A 17,861-nucleotide genomic window follows, 5' to 3' on the forward strand; every position below is an offset into this window, starting at 1 on the left:
GATTGTGCCAATGTCTGAAGACCCAAGCCCCAACCCCGCCACGTCAAGCCGTGGCGCCAACGTCCAGCTACCGACCGACCAGGAACTGGTGCTCAAGGTCATTCCCATGCCCGGCGACTGCAACGCCAATGGCGACATCTTTGGTGGCTGGGTCATGGCGCAGGTCGATCTGGCGGGCGCCGTGGTGCCGGCCCGCTATGTGAAGGGCCGCATGGCCACCGTGGCGGTGAACGAATTTGTCTTCAAGCAGCCGGTGCGCGTCGGCGATATTCTGTCGTTTTTCGCTAAGCTCACGCGCATTGGCCGGACCTCGATCACGGTCAAGATTGAGGTCTTTGCCGAGCGTTTCGGCTCAACCAATGAATATGCCAAGGTCACGGAAGCGTCCCTCACCTACGTGGCGATTGACGAAAACGGCAAGCCGCGGGAAGTGCCCCAAAAGCTGATTTGACGCGGCAGCGGTTGAAGAAAAGCCGTCGGCAGCGTTCAATTGCGCTCTTGTGCCTGCGCCTGCGGCTTTGACCGCCCCAGGCGCCACCCGAGCACGGCCCACACCACGGCCACCGGTGCGGCGATCAGCGCGATGGCACCGGTCGCCAGGCCAAGCGCAGCGAAACCGGCGTAGGCCCAGCCACTGACCAAGTCGCCGCCGCGATAGATAGCGGCATCGATGAAGGCCTTGGATTTGTAACGTTGTTCGCGGCTGACACGGGTGAACAGCACTTCACGCGCCGGCTTGGCGAGTGCGTGGCGGCTGCTGTCGTAGAGCACGCGGACCACCATCAGCGCGGTCAGTGTGATCGCGGTCGGTGCCGCGCCAAGCAGCAAAAAACCGAGCGCGGCCACGCCTGGCAGCAGCGCCAGCGTCAGGCCAATACCGAGTCGGGCCAGGATGGGCGCGGTGAGAAATGCTTGTGTGACGATGGTGACCGCGTTGACGGCGAGATCGATGCGGGCCAGAAACGCCCGGCGCAGCGCCCGGTCAGTGATGGATTCGCCAACGAGATGGGCCTGCACAAAATACAGGACGGTCGAGGCAAAGGTCATCAGCAATATCCATAGCGCGATGTTGCGCAGCGCAGGGTCGCGCCAGACCGGGCCGAGGCCGCTCCAGGCACTGCCACCGATGGTTTGTTCGGGCTCGCGGTTCAGCGTTTCGGGGGCGTGCGCGGCGCGACGATCGAGCGCGCGGGCCAGCCAGCAGGCGCCTTCCAGCGGCGGCACCGCCAACAACAACAGCAGAAAAACCGGCAGGTGCGGCGCCAGCGCAGCGGTGCTGGCCGATCCGACAAGACCGCCGAGCGACGAGCCGACGGCGATGAACCCGAACAGCCGCTTGCCCTGTTCGTCGCGAAACAGGTCGACGACAAGACCCCAGAACACAGTGACCACGAACAACGCAAAGACGCTGGTCCACACATAGAACACCCGGTCAATCCAGAGCCGCGCCGATTCAGGTAGCAGCATGAGTGCAGCATAAAAGGCGATCAGGTTGACGGCAAAAAAGCGGTTGGCGAGCGGAACAAAGACGCCACGGGGCAGCCGTGCCACCGCCGCCGAGTACAGCGGCACGGCCAGCAGCATCACGAAGAACACCGCTGTCCACAAGAGTTGCAGGTTGCCCCGGTCGGCGGCGCTGATCTCGTCGCGCACCGGTCGCAACAGGTAGTAGGCGAACAGGATGCAAAAGCCGTAGGCGGTGGCGAGCAGCAGCGGCACGGTTTCGCCGGGACGCACCGGCACTGCTCGCCGGAACAGGGTGGTCAGCATCGATCAGCCGTCCACGACTCAGACGCCAAACCACTCGGCGTGACGGCGCCAGAAGGCAGCATCGGGGATGCGGCCAGTAGCGGCACGGGCGTTGTCGGCCATGTGCTCGGGGCGGCTGGTACCGGGAATCGCGCAGGTCACTGCGGGCTGGCTGAGCACAAACTTGAGCAGCAACTGCGCCCAACTGGTCGCACCGACCTCGCCCGCCCAGGGCGGCAGCGGCCGGTCGCGCAAGCGCTGCAGCAACCCGCCGCCGCCAAAGGGCCGGTTGATCAGCACCGCCATGCCGCGCTCGGCCGCCAGCGGCAGGATGCGCTGCCCGGCGTCGCGCTCATCCAGCGAATAGTTGACCTGCACAAAGTCAAAGCGCTCCGTGCGCATGACCGCTTCAAGTTCACCGTAGGCGACAGGTGTGTAGTGGGTGATGCCAAGGTAGCGAATCCGTCCGGCGGCTTTCCAGTCGCGCAGCGTGGCGAGCTGCGTTCGCCAGTCGACCAGATTGTGAATTTGCATCAGCTCGATCCACTCGGTTTGCAGGAGGCGTAGCGAGTCGTTCATTTGGCGCAGGCCTTCGGCACGGCCGCGCGTCCACACTTTGGTCGCGACGAACGCCTTGTTACGGCTGTTGGCGGCAGCGAGCAGCTCGCCGGCCACTGCTTCGGCGCGGCCGTACATCGGCGAGCTGTCGATCACCGAGCCGCCAGCGTCGAACAAGGCCTGCAACACGGCGGGCAGACGGCGGTATTCGGCGGAACCGGGGGCTGCGTCGAAGCCCTGCCAGGTGCCAAGGCCGATAACTGGCAGCGCTTCGCCGCTGGCCGGAATCGGGCGGGTGAGCATGGGCATGGTCTGCGGTTTCGTGGGGCCATCCGGCGCCGGAGGCGCGGCTCCCTGCGCATGCAGCGGGCCAGCAGCGCCGGCCATGGCCAGCGTGGCGCCACCGGCAGCCAGCCGCAGGAAATCTGCCCGGCGCATCCCAACGGGTGCACAGGACGGTTCGTGGTGACGAGGTGGCAAATTCATGGAGCCTCCCGGATTCGATGGCACCCGATGCAACGGGCGATGCCAGCTAGGACCGCGAAAGCGGCTGCCGAGTTCCATCGCGCCGCTTCTATGGACCCAACGCAACGGCCTGCATCAGGTGGGCCGGCGAGCCGGCCCACAAATGCTATCTATTCAATAGCTACTAGCGCATATTGCATAAGGGCTAGCGGCCAATTTCATTAAAACTTTCCGTGCCGACCGCCGCCGGCAGCAAAGCGCACCGCCCCCTGCAATCCTTCATCAATGCACTGCTTGCCACGCTCCCACTCCTGGTGCAGGGCCTCAGGCAGCGGCAAGTCCCACTGGGCGTAGGCACTCATGCGGTCGGCGAGCATGGTCTTCTGCGGGAAGCTGGCCAGCTGCTGCGCCAGCGCCAGTGCCGCCTCCAGCGCCTGGCCCGTAGGCACCACCCGGTTGCACAGGCCCATTTGCAGTGCTTCGGCTGCGTCCACTTTGCGCCCGGTGAGAATCAGATCCATGGCGTGCCCCATACCGACCAGCCGCGGCAGGCGCACCGTGCCGCCATCGATCAGCGGCACACCAAAGCGGCGGCAGAACACGCCAAAGTAAGCGTCCTCCTCCATGACCCGCATGTCGCACCACAGCGCCAGCTCCATGCCACCAGCCACCGCGGCACCGCTGACGGCGGCAATCACCGGCTTGGACAACAGCAAACGCGACGGCCCCATCGGGCCCAGCGGACCGGGTGGCACACAGTCGTCCGGCGAGAACGCCAACCCCGCCAGCGGGCTCTGCTGATCTGCATCGGCCTGTTGCGCCAGACGGGCACCGGCCTGCAAATCCCATCCCGCGCAAAAGTGGCCATGGGCACCGTGAAATACGGCCACACGCGCCGCTTCATCGGCGTCAAACGCCAGAAAGGCCGCGTGCAGCTTACGGGCCGTGGCCGCGTCCACAGCATTGCGCACGTCGGGACGATTCAGTGTCACGACGGTGATGGCACCATGCTGACAGATATCAACTGAGTTGTTCATGGCGACATGATGCCGGTTTCTGCGATTAACTGCATTCACCTGTCGCTTGCCCGACAGGGTGTCGGTAAAAACCCTGTCGGTCTTCGTCGAACTAGCCGCTATAAACGACAGGCTATGCAACAGGAGACAAAGTGCAGCTTCTACAACTGGTGATCAGCGGGATCGCACAAGGGTGCATTTACGGGCTGATTGCGCTGGGCTTCGTGCTCATCTACAAAGCCACCGAGACCGTGAGCTTCGCCCAGGGCGAGCTCATGATGCTGGGCGCGTTCGGTGGCCTGGCCGCCATGACCATGCTCGGGTTTCCGTACTGGCTGTCGGTGCTGTGCGCTATCGCGGGCATGGCGCTGTTCGGCGTGCTGCTGGAGCGCGTCGTGATCCGGCCGATCCTCGGGCAACCCGCGTTTTCCATCGTCATGCTGACCATCGGCATTGGCTATGTGGCACGCGGCCTGATCACCATGATCCCCAACATCGGCACCGAGACGCACACGCTGCCCGTGCCCTACAAGGACCAGATCTGGAACGTGGCCGGCCTGGTGCTCAACGTTGAGCAGATGGTCGTGATTGGTGCCACCGCGGTGCTGTGTGTGCTGCTGTATGTGCTGTTCCGCTACAGCAAGCTGGGCATTGCGATGCAGGCCGCCTCCCAGAACCAGCTGGCCGCCTATTACATGGGCATCCCGGTGAAACGGCTCAACGGCATTGCCTGGGGACTGGCCGCGGCGGTTGCCGCCATTGCCGGGCTGCTGCTCGCGCCAATTACGTTTGTGCACGCCAACATGGGATTCATCGGCCTCAAGGCTTTTCCCGCAGCCGTGGTCGGCGGCTTCAGCAGCCTGCCCGGCGCCATCGTGGGTGGGCTGGTGATCGGCATTGTGGAATCGTTGTCAGGCTTCTACTTGCCCGATGGCTTCAAGGACACGGCCGCCTACATCGTGGTGCTCATCATGCTGGTCGTCAAACCCACCGGGCTGTTCGGCGAAAAATTGCGTAAAAAGGTCTGACATGCGTTTTATCTTCAAGACCGATTACGGGCAGGACATCAAGCTTGCCAAACACGGCGGACACATCTTCTGGTACGGCGCACTCATGCTGGTGCTGATCGCCGCGCCCTGGCTGGTGGCCGAATACTGGCTGGCGCAGCTGACCTTCGTGCTGATCTATGCCATCGCGGGTTTGGGCCTCATGCTGCTGGCGGGCTTTACCGGCCTGTTCTCGCTGGGGCACGCCGCGTTTCTGGGCGTGGGCGCCTACACCCAGGCGGTGCTGACCAATGCCGGCATGCCGTTTCCGATTGCCCTGGCCTGTGCCGCCGGCCTGTCGGCGGCGGTGGGCCTGGTGGTGGGCTTGCCGGCGCTGCGGGTCAAGGGCATCTACCTGGGCATGGCCACGCTGTCGTTCGGCTTCATCGTGGAAGAAGTGCTGGCGCGCTGGGAGTCGGTGACCGGCGGCAACGCGGGCATTCACATCAAAAAGCCAGATATTTTTGGCTGGACGCTGAACTCCGGCGAAGAGTTCTATTTTTTATGCCTGGTCATCACGGTGCTGTCCACGCTGGGCATCCTGAATCTGCTGCGCGCGCCCACCGGCCGCGCGTTTGTTGCCATTCGCGACTCGGAGATTTCAGCGCAAAGCATGGGCATTCACCTGGCGCGCTACAAGACCCTGTCGTTCGCTCTGTCGGCATCGCTGGCGGGAATTGCCGGCGCCCTGTACGCGCACAAGCTGCAGTTCATTTCACCTGACCAGTTCAACATCCTGCAGTCGATCGATTTGCTGCTGATGATCGTGATTGGCGGCGTGGGCTCCGTGCATGGGGCTTTCCTGGGCGCCATCTTCCTGATCACCATGCCGCAGGCCATCGCCATCTTCAAAGACTACCTGCCTGCGGTCATCGGTCAGGCACCGGGGCTGCAGGGCGTGGTGTACGGCGCCGTACTGGTGGCCTTTGTGCTGTTTGAGCCCCAGGGGCTTTACGGTCGCTGGCTGAAGATCCGAACCTACCTGCAGATGTTCCCGTTCTACCGCAAAGGCATGTTCAAGCGGCAGAAATCCTTCCAGAAATCGGATCGGCTGAAATGAAAAATGCAGCTATGAACCAAGCACTCCTCTCCGCCAAAAATTTGAGTGTGCGCTTCGGTGGCGTACTGGCGGTCAACAACGTCAGTTTTGATGTCAGGCAGGGGGAAGTATTCACCCTGATCGGCCCCAACGGCGCGGGCAAGACCACGGTCTTCAATCTGATCAGCCGCATCTACACCCCGACCACTGGCGAGATCGATTACCTGGGCCCCCAGGGCGTCATCCGGTTGACCGACCAGCCGCCGCAAAACGTTGCCGGGCTGGGGATCGCGCGCACCTTCCAGAACATTGAACTTTTCGAGCACGCCACGGTTTTGCACAACCTGCTGATTGGTCGCCATACGCACCGCAAAACTCGGCTCTGGCAAGACCTGTTTTTCACCAGCACGGCGCGTGAGGCCGAACTGAAGGCGCGGGAAAAGGCCGAGGAAGTGATCGAATTTCTCGACCTGCAGCATCACCGCGACTCGATGGTGGCCGGCCTGCCCTACGGCGTGCGCAAGGTGGTTGAAATGGCACGGGCTTTGTGCACCGAGCCCAAGCTTCTGCTGCTGGATGAACCGTCCTCCGGCCTGAACGTCGAGGAAACCGAGGACATGGCGTTCTGGATTCAGGACATCAAAAACGAACTGGGCATTACGGTGCTGATGGTGGAACACGACATGACACTGGTCTCCAAAGTCTCGGACCGCGTGCTGGCAATGAATCAGGGCGAGGTGCTGGCCATGGGCACGCCACGCGAAGTGCAAACCGACCCCGGCGTGATCGAAGCCTATCTCGGCTCGGTCGATGACGTGTCTTCCCTGCGCAGGCAAGCCGCATGAGCGCCACCCCTCCCGCAGTGAGCGATCTGCCCGTACTCAAACTGCTCAACGTCGAGAGCGCCTATGGCCCCATCAAGGCCATTCGCGGCGTCAGCCTTCAGGTCCGGCGCGGCGAAATTGCGACAGTGCTGGGGTCGAACGGCGCGGGCAAGACGACCATTCTGAAAACCATCTCGGGCATCATCGACCCGCGCAAAGGCTCGATTGAATTCAAGGGCAACGACATCACGGCCCAGGACCCCGCCTTCATCGTGCAGCAGGGCCTGAGTCATGTGCCGGAAGGGCGCGAGGTGTTCCCGCTGCTGAGCGTGCGTGACAACCTGCTCATGGGCGCCTACACACGCAAAGACCGCGATGGCGTAGCCAAAGACATCGAATCCGTCTTTGGCTACTTTCCCATCCTGCGCGAGCGTGCCGCGCAGGATGCGGGCCTGTTGTCGGGCGGGCAGCAGCAGATGCTGGCGATCTCGCGGGCGCTGATGGCCAATCCAGTCCTCATGCTGCTGGACGAGCCCAGCCTGGGCCTCTCGCCCAAGCTCACCAAAGAGATCTTCGAGATCGTGGTGCGCATCAACCGTGAACGCGGCACCACCATTCTGCTGGTGGAGCAGAACGCCAACATGGCGCTCAACGCCTCGGACTACGGCTACGTGCTGGAAAACGGCCGCATCGTGATGGAAGACACCTGTGCCCGCCTGCGCGAAAAGGATGACATCAAGGAGTTCTACCTCGGGCTGAAAGAAGACGGCGTGCGCGGCGAGCGGCGCTGGAAAAAGAAGAAAACCTGGAGATAAGGAAATGACTCAACTCTGGGATTTAAGCAATATCCAGCCCAATCGCGAGATCGTGATGGCGGGCGAGACCATTCCGGCGATATTCTGGAACGCGGTGAAGCAGCGCGGCCCCAATGTGTGGATGCGCCAGAAACACCTGGGACTGTGGCGCAGCTGGACCTGGAACCAGACCGCCGAGGCCGTGCGCGAAATAGCCGGCGGCCTGATGAGCCTGGGCTTTGCCCAAGGTGATTGCGCTTCCATTCTGGCCAACACGGTCGTGGAATGGGTGTGGGCTGACCTGGCCGTGCTGTCGTGCGGCGGCGTGTCCAACGGCATCTACCCGACGGATGCGCCGTCGCAAGTGCATTACCTGTGCGAGGACTCGCGCACCACCGTCCTGTTCGTGGAAGACGACGAGCAGCTGGACAAGGCGCTCGAAGTGCGCGACCGCTTGCCGGGTCTGCGCAAAATCGTCGTGTTTGACATGGAAGGGCTGCGCGACCTGGATGACCCAGGCATCATCAGTCTGGATGACCTGCGCGCGCTGGGCCGCCAGTACCTGGCCCAGCATCCGGACGAGTTGCAGCGGCGCGTTGACGCCTGCCAGCCCGAAGACCTGGCCATTCTGGTCTACACCTCCGGCACCACCGGCAAGCCCAAGGGCGCCATGCACCTGCACGCCGGACTGGTTTACACGGTGCGCGGTTTCAACACCCTGATCGCGCAGGACGAGCGTGACGAGCGCATGTGCTTTTTGCCCTTGTGTCACATCGCCGAACGCATGGGCGGCGAGTACTTCGCCTTGTACACCGGCACCAAGCTGAATTTTGTGGAGAACCCGGAAACCATTCCCGAGAACGTGCGCGAAATCGCGCCGACCGTTTTTACCGGGGTGCCGCGCGTATGGGAAAAGTTCTACTCAGGCGTCATGATTTCCCTGAAAGAGGCCGGGGCCGTGCAGCAAGCCGCCTATGCCTGGAGCATCGGTGTTGGCACCGAAATTGCCAACAAGGTACTGGCCGGCGAGGCCGTCAGCGGCTGGCTCAAGCTCAAGTTCAATATTGCCCAGTGGCTGGCCCTGAACAATGTGCGCAAGCTGATTGGCATTCACCAGGCCCGCTTCCTGGTCACCGGTGCGGCGCCGATCTCGCCCGATCTGGTGCGCTGGTACCTGGCCCTGGGCGTGCCCATGCTGGAGGTGTGGGGCATGACGGAAACCTGCGGTGCGTCCACCGGCGTGCCGGCTGACCGCATGCGACCCGGTTCCATCGGACCGGCCGCCAGCTTCAATGAAGTCAAACTGGACCCGGCCACGGGCGAGATCCTGGTGCGGGGCAAAAACGTATTCGCCGGTTATTTAAACCTGCCGGAAAAAACGGCGGAGACCATCGACAAGGATGGCTGGTTGCACACCGGCGACGTGGGCGTGATGGATGCGGACGGCTACTTCCGCATCACCGACCGCATGAAGGACATCATCATCACGGCCGGCGGCAAAAATGTCACCCCCAGCGAGCTGGAGAATGACCTGAAATTCTCCCCCTACATCACCGATGCGGTGGTGATCGGCGACAAGCGTCCCTACCTCACCGTGATCATCATGATTGACCAGGAAAACGTGGAGAAGTTTGCCCAGGACCAGGACGTGCCCTTCAGCAACTATGCGTCACTGACGCGGTCGCCGCAAGTGCAGGAACTGATTCAGTCTGAGATCGACCGGGTCAACAAGAAGTTCGCCCGCGTCGAGCAGATCAAGAAATTCTTCCTGCTCGAAAACCAGCTCACCGCCGAGGATGAGGAACTCACCCCCACCATGAAGCTCAAACGCAAGCTGGTCGAGAAGAAGTACGCGGCCCAAATTGAGGCCATGTACCGCTAACCCTTAACCTCCTCACAACCGGAGTAACCCATATGAAACCGAGAATTTCCCTTCTCCTCGTTGCGTTGGCAACCGCCTCCTCCCTGTGCTATGCACAGCAGCAGGGCGTCAGCAAGACCGAAATCGTGATCGGCACCATTCAGGATTTGTCCGGTCCGCTGGCGGGCTATGGCAAACAGGCGCGCAACGGCATGCAGCTGCGCGTGGACGAAATCAATGAGCAGGGCGGCGTGCACGGACGCACGCTCAAACTGTTGACGGAAGACTCCGGCTACGACCCCAAGAAGGCCGTGCTGGCAGCCCAGAAGCTGGTGAACCAGGACAAGATCTTCATCATGGCCGGCCATCTGGGTACGGCGCACAACAACGCGGCCATGCCGGTGCAGTTTGAGAAGAACGTCATCAATTTCATGCCACTCACCGCGGCGCGCGAGATGTACGAGCCGACCCACCGCCTGAAGTACGCCCTGCTGAGCTCTTACTACGACCAGATGCGCACGACGCTGCCCAAGATGGTGAAGGACAAGAATGCCAAGAGAGTGTGCGCCATCTACCAGGACGACGAGTTCGGCCTGGAGGTGCTGCGCGGTGCCGAAGCAGGACTGAAAACCATCTCAGTGGAGATGACCGAAAAGACCTCGTTCAAGCGCGGTGCCACAGATTTCTCGTCACAGGTCGCCAAAATGAAAGCGGCGGGTTGCGATCTCGTCGTGCTCGGCACCATCATCCGGGAAACCATAGGCACCATCGGCGAATCGCGCAAGAATGGGTTCAACCCTGTGTTCTTCGGCTCGGTGGCGGCCTATACCGATCTGATTCACAAGCTCGGCGGCAAGGCGATGGACGGCATGTACGCCACCATGTCGGTACAGAACCCGTACACCGACGAAGCGTCACAGCCGATCCGCTTCTGGGCCAACAAGTACAAGACCCGGTTCAGTGAAGACCCCACCGTGTTCTCGGCTTACGGCTACACCATGATCGACATCCTGATTCAGGCCGCTCAAAAAGCGGGGCCGGCCCTCACCACCGACAGCTTCATCAAAGCCATGGACAGCATGACCATTGCGCCGGACATCTTTGGCGCACCCAAACTGACCTACACGGCCAAACAGCGGCTGGGCAGCGATCTGTCGCGCCTGTCGCGGATCCAGGATGGCAAGTGGAAAGTCATCTCGGATTACGTCAAGCCCTAGTAGTTTCCCTTTGGGGGTTTGCGACAGCTTGACATTTTTGACCCGGGGTCAAGAATGCATGGAGTCCCATCTGCATTTTTTGGCTCACCCTTTTTAAGACGAACGGAGACGACACATGAAATTCAAAGCAACGGCGGCACTTGCCACTTTGGCCCTGGCCAGCACACTTGCCACGGCCCAGCAGGGCGTCAGCGCGACCGAGATCACACTCGGCTCGATCCAGGATCTGTCCGGCCCCCTGGCCGGCTTTGGCAAGCAGGCCCGCCTGGGCATGATGCTGGCCGTGGATGAGATCAACGAATTGGGTGGGGTCAATGGCCGCAAGCTCAAACTCATCGTTGAAGATTCCGGCTACGACCCCAAGAAGGCGGTTCTGGCGGCGCAAAAGCTGGTCAATCAGGACAAGATTTTCATGATGGTCGGCCACATTGGCACGGCGCAGAACATGGCCGCCATGCCGGTCCAGTTCGAGAAAAACGTCATCAACTTCTTCCCGATCACGGCCGCCCGTGAAATGTACGAGCCCTTTCACAAGCTCAAGTACTCCTTTGCCGCGACCTACTATGACCAGATGCGTCGCGTCGTGCCCCAGCTGGTCAAAGAGAAGGGCGCCAAGAAGGTCTGCACCATTTACCAGGATGACGATTTCGGCCTCGAAGTATTGCGTGGCGGTGAAGCTGGCCTGAAGACCATGAACATGGAATACGCCGAAAAAACATCGTTCAAGCGTGGCGCCACGGATTTCTCGTCCCAGGTCGCGAAGATGAAAGCCGCAGGCTGTGACATGGTGGTGCTGGGCACCATCATCCGCGAGACCATTGGCACCATCGGCGAATCGCGCAAGACCGGCTTCAACCCCGTCTTTCTGGGCTCCAGTGCTGCCTATACCGACCTGATCCACAAACTCGGCGGCAAGGCCATGGATGGGCTGTACGCGTCCATGACCGTGCAAAACCCCTACACCGATGAGGCATCGCAGCCGATCCGCTTCTGGGCCAACAAGTACAAGACCAAGTTCAACGAAGATCCGACCGTGTTCTCCGTGTATGGTTACACCATCATCAACACGTTCATCAATGCGTCCAACAAGGCAGGCAAGAACCTGAACACCGATAGCTTCATCAAGGTTATGGACACGATGACGATTGCGCCAGATATCTTTGGCAGTGCACCGGCCACTTTCTCGCCGACCAAGCGCCTGGGCAGCGACGCCTCGCGTCTGTCGCAGATCCAGGACGGCAAGTGGAAGGTGGTCGGGCCCTACATCTCCGATGCAGCGCCGGCCAAGAAGTAAACGCCGAGCTCACAAGAAGAGCCACCTTCGGGTGGCTTTTTTTTTGAATGAAAGGCGCTGCGAGCCTCCGTCAAGGATGCTTCCAGTGCCATCGAGGGTTTGCGACAGCTTGACAGGCGCTGCATCACGTCAAGAATGCGTGCTCGCTCGCGCGCATTTCTGGCCGCGCTTTCCTCAACCTGAATGGAGACAAGTCATGAGATTCAAATCGACTGTGCTAGTGGCCGCATTGGCTCTTTCGGCCACCCTGGCCAGTGCCCAGCAGGGCGTTAGCAAAGACACGATCACCCTCGGCTCCATTCAGGATTTGTCCGGCCCGATTGCCGGCTTTGGCAAGCAGGCCCGGCTGGGCATGCAGTTACGGGTGGACGAAATCAACGAGCAGGGTGGCATCAATGGCCGGAAGGTGCGCATCATTTTTGAAGACTCGGCCTATGACCCCAAGAAGGCGGTGCTGGCTGCGCAGAAGCTGGTCAACCAGGACAAGATTTTCATGATGCTGGGCCACCTCGGCACGGCGCAAAACCTTGCCGCGATGCCGGTCCTGTTCGAAAAGAACATTGTCAATTTCCTGCCAATCACCTCGTCCAGGGAAATGTACGAGCCCTTCCACAGACTCAAATACGCCTATGGTCCCAGCTACTTCGACCAGATGCGAACCTCCACCCCCAGACTGGTCAAGGAAAAGGGCGCGAAAAAAGTCTGCGCCCTGTACCAGGACGATGAGTTTGGTCTGGAGGTGCTGCGTGGTGCCGAAGCCGGATTGAAATCCATCGGCATGGATTTCGTCGAAAAGACCTCCTACAAGCGTGGCGCCACCGACTTCTCGTCCCAGGTTGCCAGGATGCAATCGTCCGGCTGCGACTTCATTGCGATGGGCACCATCATCCGCGAAACCATTGGCGCCATTGGCACCGCTCGCAAGATGGGCTACAACCCGGTGTTTCTGGGCTCCAACGCCGCCTATACCGACCTGATTCACCGGCTCGGGGGCCCTGCCATGAACGGCTTCTACGCCACCAACACGGCGCAAAACCCTTACCTGGACGAGGCCTCACAGCCGATCCGCTTCTGGGCCAACAAGTACAAGACGAAGTTCAATGAAGATCCCACGGTGCTGTCGACCTACGGCTACATATTCGTCGACACCTTTGCCAAGGCCGCGACCAAAGCCGGTGTCAACCTGAACACCGAGACCTTCATCAAGGCCATGGATTCGATGACCGTGCCGCCCGACATCTTCGGTAGCCCACAAGGCACGTTTTCACCGACCAAACACGCGGGCACGGAAGTATCGCGCTTGTCGCAGATTCAGGACGGCAAATGGAGGGTGGTGTCCGACTACCCGGAAGAAAACGCGGCGCCCGCCGCAAAGAAATAGTCCGCCAGGACTCGCTCCAGACAAGAGGCCGCCAGGTGGCGGCCTCTTGTCATGAAACGATGTATGCCCCTGAACCAGTGGACAGCAGCTTGCCGTCCGCCCCCAGGAACTCCATGCGGGTGGAGGCCACCCGGGAGCCCAGACGCATCACCTCGGCGCGCAATTCAAAGTACTCACCAATGCCCGGGCGCAGGTAATCGATCCGCAAATCGATGGTGCCGAGCTTGCCAAAGCGGTGCAGGCGCTGAATGGGTGTCTCATCCATATGCCGCGCACCGATGGCCGCCATCACGGCGAGACCACCCATGGCATCCAGCCCGGCGCTGATGACGCCGCCATGAATCCGGTTGAAGCTGAAGTGGCCAATCAGGTCCCGCTTCATGTCGATGCGGCCCCTGACCTGCGTGGGCTTGAGTGATGTGATCTTCAGGCCCAACACCTGGTTGAAAACGATCATTTCCTCAAAGACTTTTTTAAGTCCGGTGACGAATTCGTCCTCGAACTCAACTTCTGGTTCAACTTCAATGTGTTTGGTCATGCCGTGATTCTCACAGACCGAGCTGACGCGAGGCCAACTCCTTCATGATCTCCTCGGCACCGCCACCAATCATCATGACCTTGACCTCCCGGTAGATGCGCTCACAAGCGGTGCCGCGCATGAAACCCATGCCACCCAGAATCTGCACCCCCTGGTCGGCGCAGAACTGCATGGTTTGCGTGGCGTGGTTCTTGAGCAGGCATACCTGGGCCACCCACTCTGCGCCTTTGGCGGCCTTGTCGCCACGGTCGCCCGCATCCGCACGGGCGGACACGGCATTGAGCCAGGCACGGGTGGATTCGATGCGCATCTTCATGTCCATCAGCTTGTGGCGAATGACCTGATGATCAACCAGTGCGGTGCCAAAGGTCTTGCGTTGCTGGGCCCAGCTCAGCGCCTCATCAAAACAGCACTCCGAGAAGCCCAGCGCCATGGCCGCCATGGACAGGCGTTCGCCGTTGAAGTTGGTCAGGATCATCTTGAAGCCCGAGCCTTCTTCACCCACCAGATAGCGGGCCGGCACCCGCACGCCGTCAAAGCGCAGTTGCGCCGTGTCAGAGCACAGCCAGCCCATCTTCTTCAAGGGGCTGCGCGACAGGCCCGCCGCATCGCCCGGCACCATCAGCATCGAAATGCCCATGGGGCCCTTGTTCTTGAGGTCCGTGCGCACTGCCACGGTGAACCAGTCGGCGCGCATGCCGGACGTAATAAAGATCTTCTCGCCATCGACCACGTATTCATCGCCTTCCAGCCGCGCCGTGGTACGCAGGGCGGACACATCGGTGCCGCCACCCGGTTCGGTGATGGCCAGAGCGGAGATTTTTTTTCCGGCGAGCACATCCGGAATGACCTCCGCCTGCAAGGCGGGCGACCCGTGGCGCACCACCGGCGGCAGGCCGATGTTGTGGCTGAACAGGCTGGCCATCAAGCCGCCGCTGCCGCCGCTGCGCGCCAGTGCAATGGTCATGGCGTTACGCAGCTTCCAGGGACTCGGTGTGCCGCCGAACTGCTCCGGGTAGCCCATTTCCAGCCAGCCCATCTCGGCTGCGCGCCGGTACAGGCTGCGGGGAAATTCGCCCGCTTCTTCCCAGTCATTCAAGTGTGGTGCGACTTCGGTTTGTACGAATTTGCGCGCCGCGTCTTCGACCAGAGTGATGTCTTCGTCGGCAATATCTGTCATGGACATTAACGTTTCCTGAAAAAAATTGATTGTTGTCTAGCTTCGGGTGGGCCGCTTGGCCACGCCCATGGTCTTGGCAATAATGCCCATCATCACTTCGTCGGCGCCGCCCCCAATGGAGCCCAGCCGCGCATCCCGGTACATGCGGGACACCTTGTTTTCCCAGGTAAAACCCATGCCGCCCCAGAATTGCAGGCAGCCATCGGGGATGAGCCGGCTCAAGCGTCCGGCCTTGAGCTTGGCCATCGATGCCAGCTCCAGCACGTCCTGTTTCTGCAGATACAGATCGCAGGCACGGTAAGTCAGCGCACGCAGGCTTTCCAGTTCGGTTTTCATTTCCGCCAGCTTGAACTGCACCCACTGCTGGTCCGCCAGCGTGGCGCCAAACATCTTGCGCTCCTGCGCCCACTCGACCGTCCACTGAATGCAGTTGCCCAGGCTTTGCAGGCAACTGGCTGCGCACCACAGACGTTCCTCCTGGAACTGCTGCATCTGGTAGATGAAACCCTGGCCCTCTTCGCCGATACGGTAGCGCTGCGGCACCCGTACTTCGTCAAAGTAGATCAGGCCGGTGTCGCTGGAATTCATGCCAATCTTGCGGATTTTTTTCGCCACCTCGATGCCGGGGCGCAGTTTGCCGTTCTCGCACAGGGGCACCATCACCAGACTCTTGTTCTTGTGTTGCGGCCCGTCGCCGGTATTGACCAGCATGCACATCCAGTCGGCCTGCAGGCTGTTGGTGATCCACATCTTCTGGCCGGTGATTACATAGTCGTCCCCGTCCTTGCGGGCATGGCTCTTGATACCCGCCACATCACTGCCGGCGGCGGGCTCGCTGACACCGATGCAACCCACCAGATCGCCGGCAATGGCGCCGGTCAGAAACTCCCGCTTGAGCTCGTCACTGCCAAAACGCGCCAGCGCCGGCGTGCACATGTCCGTCTGCGCGCCAATCGCCATGGGAATGCCACCGCAGTCGATATGACCCAGGGTCTCGGCCATGGCCACGGCATAGGAGTAGTCCAGACCCGAGCCGCCATAGGCCTCGGGCTTGGTCAGCCCGAGCAGGCCCAGATTGCCCATTTTCTTGAAGACCTCATGCGCCGGAAACATTTCGGCAGCCTCCCATTCGTCGACATGGGGGTTGATCTCGGCATCAATGAAACGCTTGAGCGTCTTCTGGATTTCCAGGTGTTCGTGCGTGTAGTTCATGATCAACGACCTTCCGTGTTCAGGACGAGAAAACCTTGGGCGTCAGGGCACGGTGAAAGCCGTTGAACGGCTTGATGGCATCACGTTCCTGTGCCTTGGCGTCGGCCACCCGCATCGGCCAGCCCATGCGCACCTGTGGCCGCGCGCCGTCAATTCGCAAAGTGCTGCCGCTGATGAAACTCGCCGCCGGGCTCAGCAGGAAGACAATGCCGGCGGACGTTTCGGCTTCGGTGCCGAAGCGCCCCAGCGGAATGGTCTTGCTCATCTCGCGCAACATGGGCCCCATCTCCTCGGGGTATTTGTCCATGCCACTCGATGCAATGTAACCCGGTGCCACGGCATTGACCCGCACACCCCGGCCGGCCCATTCAATGGCGGCGGTCTCGGTGAAACTGACCATGCCGGCACGCGCCGCACCGCTGTGCCCCATGCCGGGCATGGATCCCCACATGTCGGCCACGATGTTGACGATGCTGCCGCCGTACTTGTTCATGCTTTGCAGGAAACACTCACGCGCCATCAAAAAGCCACCGGTCAGATTGGTGTTGATCACCGCCTCCCAGCCCTTGGCGCTGATGGCTTCCAGCGGCGTCATGTACTGGCCACCGGCGTTGTTGACCAGACCATCGATGCGGCCATGAGCCGCCACCACGGCGGCCACGGTCTGTTTGACGACCTCCTCCTGCCGGATATCGCAGACGAAGAAACTGGCGGCCCCCCCGTCCTGAACAATTTCATCCATCACCGCCTGCAATTTGTCGGGCTTGCGGCCGACCAGCACCGTATGCGCCCCCAACGCGGCCAGCTCATGCGCCACGCAGCGGCCAATGCCGGAACCACCGCCAGTGACCAGCATCACTTTGCCCGCAAACATACCCTTTACAAAGACGGAACCGTAGCTCATCAACACTCCTTAAAAAATAGAAACATGGCGGCATCGGTCAGCTCATCGAGCGATGCGCCCTTTTTTCGGTCAAACCATTGCACCGACCAATTCAGCGCCCCCAATATCAACAGACGGGAGAACTTGACCGGTGCGCGCAAATGGCCACTGGCGTGCAGTGCTTCCAGCACCGGCATCCATGCCGCTTCGTACTCGACCTGTAGTTGCGCCAGCGACGCGCGCTGGCGCGCACTCAGGGAGCGGTGTTCGTAGAGCATCACCGGCACAAAGTCGTTGCCCGGTCCCAGCAGTGTGTCAAAGTGCGCGCGGATCAGGCGCCGGACCTGCACCAGCGGCTCACCCGCACCCGGGCCGGCCGCCTGCAGGGCAGCGGTTTGCCGCGCAATGGCCGAGTGCATGCCCTCCTCCATCACGGCGTAAAGCAGCGCGTCCTTGCTTTTGAAGTGATAGAACGGCGAGCCGCTGTGCATGCCGACCGCCGCCGCGATGTCGCGCGTGCTGGTGGCGTCAAAACCCTGCAGGCGAAACAGCCGGGCCGCCGCGGTGAGCAGCTCATGCCGACGATTGCCGTCATCGCGCTCACCCTCGGTCTTGCGCGGGCGTCCGCGCGGGCGCTTGGGCCCGGGGTCAGCCGGCGACCCGGATTCGTGGTGGATTGGCAGAGCTGAGGCAGTCATTGCCCCGGAGCATACCGAGATTGTTTATTTTTAACAAGCGCTTGCTTTGTAAAAATATTCTGCCCAGGCAATCACAGGGGCCGCCAGCACGCAAGCGCCGCGCCGG

Annotated in this window: 17 protein-coding genes; 9 read left to right on the forward strand and 8 right to left on the reverse strand. The window is 61.3% G+C overall.

All coding sequences use genetic code 11. The features are described 5' to 3' along the window. Positions 1–10: 10 nt before the first annotated feature. A complete protein-coding gene (locus tag Q7T10_RS15620) occupies positions 11–451 on the forward strand; it encodes an acyl-CoA thioesterase (protein ID WP_304750076.1) in 441 nt (146 codons plus the stop codon). Positions 452–486: 35 nt separating this feature from the next. On the opposite strand, the gene Q7T10_RS15625 is transcribed toward Q7T10_RS15620, so the two are convergent. The 3 genes from Q7T10_RS15625 to Q7T10_RS15635 all read right to left on the reverse strand — a co-directional run bounded on the left by Q7T10_RS15625 (position 487) and on the right by Q7T10_RS15635 (position 3,809). Continuing rightward, a complete protein-coding gene (locus tag Q7T10_RS15625) occupies positions 487–1,770 on the reverse strand; it encodes an NTP/NDP exchange transporter (protein ID WP_304750078.1) in 1,284 nt (427 codons plus the stop codon). Positions 1,771–1,788: 18 nt separating this feature from the next. Then, positions 1,789–2,745 carry an aldo/keto reductase gene (locus tag Q7T10_RS15630; RefSeq protein ID WP_304750253.1) on the reverse strand — a complete coding sequence of 319 codons (957 nt, stop codon included), beginning with the start codon at positions 2,743–2,745 and terminating at the stop codon, positions 1,789–1,791. Positions 2,746–2,993: 248 nt separating this feature from the next. Further along, positions 2,994–3,809, reverse strand: coding sequence for a crotonase/enoyl-CoA hydratase family protein (locus Q7T10_RS15635; RefSeq protein ID WP_304750081.1), 816 nt, complete (start codon positions 3,807–3,809; stop codon positions 2,994–2,996). Positions 3,810–3,940: 131 nt separating this feature from the next. On the opposite strand from Q7T10_RS15635, the gene Q7T10_RS15640 reads away from it, so the two are divergent. From Q7T10_RS15640 to Q7T10_RS15675, 8 genes are all read left to right on the forward strand, one after another. Further along, positions 3,941–4,816 (forward strand): branched-chain amino acid ABC transporter permease, encoded by an 876-nt coding sequence (locus Q7T10_RS15640; RefSeq protein ID WP_304750084.1) that lies wholly within the window; start codon positions 3,941–3,943, stop codon positions 4,814–4,816. Position 4,817: 1 nt separating this feature from the next. Continuing rightward, on the forward strand, positions 4,818–5,894 hold the full coding sequence (locus tag Q7T10_RS15645; protein ID WP_304750086.1) for a branched-chain amino acid ABC transporter permease: 1,077 nt from the start codon (positions 4,818–4,820) through the stop codon (positions 5,892–5,894). An 11-nt stretch (positions 5,895–5,905) separates the two neighbouring features. Then, entirely contained in the window at positions 5,906–6,718 is an 813-nt protein-coding gene (locus Q7T10_RS15650; protein ID WP_304750089.1) for an ABC transporter ATP-binding protein, read from the forward strand. Further along, on the forward strand, positions 6,715–7,512 hold the full coding sequence (locus Q7T10_RS15655; protein WP_304750092.1) for an ABC transporter ATP-binding protein: 798 nt from the start codon (positions 6,715–6,717) through the stop codon (positions 7,510–7,512). Before Q7T10_RS15650 ends, Q7T10_RS15655 begins: the two co-directional genes overlap by 4 nt. A gap of 4 nt (positions 7,513–7,516) precedes the next feature. Further along, a complete protein-coding gene (locus tag Q7T10_RS15660) occupies positions 7,517–9,373 on the forward strand; it encodes a long-chain fatty acid--CoA ligase (RefSeq protein ID WP_304750095.1) in 1,857 nt (618 codons plus the stop codon). A gap of 32 nt (positions 9,374–9,405) precedes the next feature. After that, positions 9,406–10,569, forward strand: coding sequence for an ABC transporter substrate-binding protein (locus tag Q7T10_RS15665; RefSeq protein ID WP_304750098.1), 1,164 nt, complete (start codon positions 9,406–9,408; stop codon positions 10,567–10,569). 115 nt (positions 10,570–10,684) lie between these two features. Beyond that, positions 10,685–11,863 carry an ABC transporter substrate-binding protein gene (locus tag Q7T10_RS15670; RefSeq protein WP_304750101.1) on the forward strand — a complete coding sequence of 393 codons (1,179 nt, stop codon included), beginning with the start codon at positions 10,685–10,687 and terminating at the stop codon, positions 11,861–11,863. Between the two features lie 196 nt (positions 11,864–12,059). Further along, positions 12,060–13,244 carry an ABC transporter substrate-binding protein gene (locus Q7T10_RS15675; protein ID WP_304750104.1) on the forward strand — a complete coding sequence of 395 codons (1,185 nt, stop codon included), beginning with the start codon at positions 12,060–12,062 and terminating at the stop codon, positions 13,242–13,244. 49 nt (positions 13,245–13,293) lie between these two features. Here Q7T10_RS15675 and Q7T10_RS15680 read toward each other — a convergent pair whose 3' ends face one another. From Q7T10_RS15680 to Q7T10_RS15700, 5 genes are read right to left on the reverse strand one after another with little or no spacing between them, the layout of a single operon-like run. Further along, complete coding sequence (locus tag Q7T10_RS15680) at positions 13,294–13,782, reverse strand: thioesterase family protein (protein ID WP_304750107.1); 489 nt, start codon at positions 13,780–13,782, stop codon at positions 13,294–13,296. Positions 13,783–13,792: 10 nt separating this feature from the next. Next, positions 13,793–14,968, reverse strand: a complete 1,176-nt coding sequence (locus Q7T10_RS15685; RefSeq protein ID WP_304750108.1) for an acyl-CoA dehydrogenase family protein — start codon at positions 14,966–14,968, stop codon at positions 13,793–13,795. A 30-nt stretch (positions 14,969–14,998) separates the two neighbouring features. Next, positions 14,999–16,174 carry an acyl-CoA dehydrogenase family protein gene (locus Q7T10_RS15690; protein WP_304750111.1) on the reverse strand — a complete coding sequence of 392 codons (1,176 nt, stop codon included), beginning with the start codon at positions 16,172–16,174 and terminating at the stop codon, positions 14,999–15,001. 19 nt (positions 16,175–16,193) lie between these two features. Continuing rightward, positions 16,194–17,078, reverse strand: coding sequence for an SDR family oxidoreductase (locus tag Q7T10_RS15695; protein WP_304750113.1), 885 nt, complete (start codon positions 17,076–17,078; stop codon positions 16,194–16,196). Beyond that, positions 17,078–17,755, reverse strand: coding sequence for a TetR/AcrR family transcriptional regulator (locus Q7T10_RS15700; protein WP_304750116.1), 678 nt, complete (start codon positions 17,753–17,755; stop codon positions 17,078–17,080). Before Q7T10_RS15700 ends, Q7T10_RS15695 begins: the two co-directional genes overlap by 1 nt. Between the last annotated feature and the right edge of the window lie 106 nt (positions 17,756–17,861).

This window comes from Rhodoferax sp. (assembly GCF_030646845.1).
Classification (GTDB): Bacteria; Pseudomonadota; Gammaproteobacteria; order Burkholderiales; family Burkholderiaceae_C; genus Rhodoferax.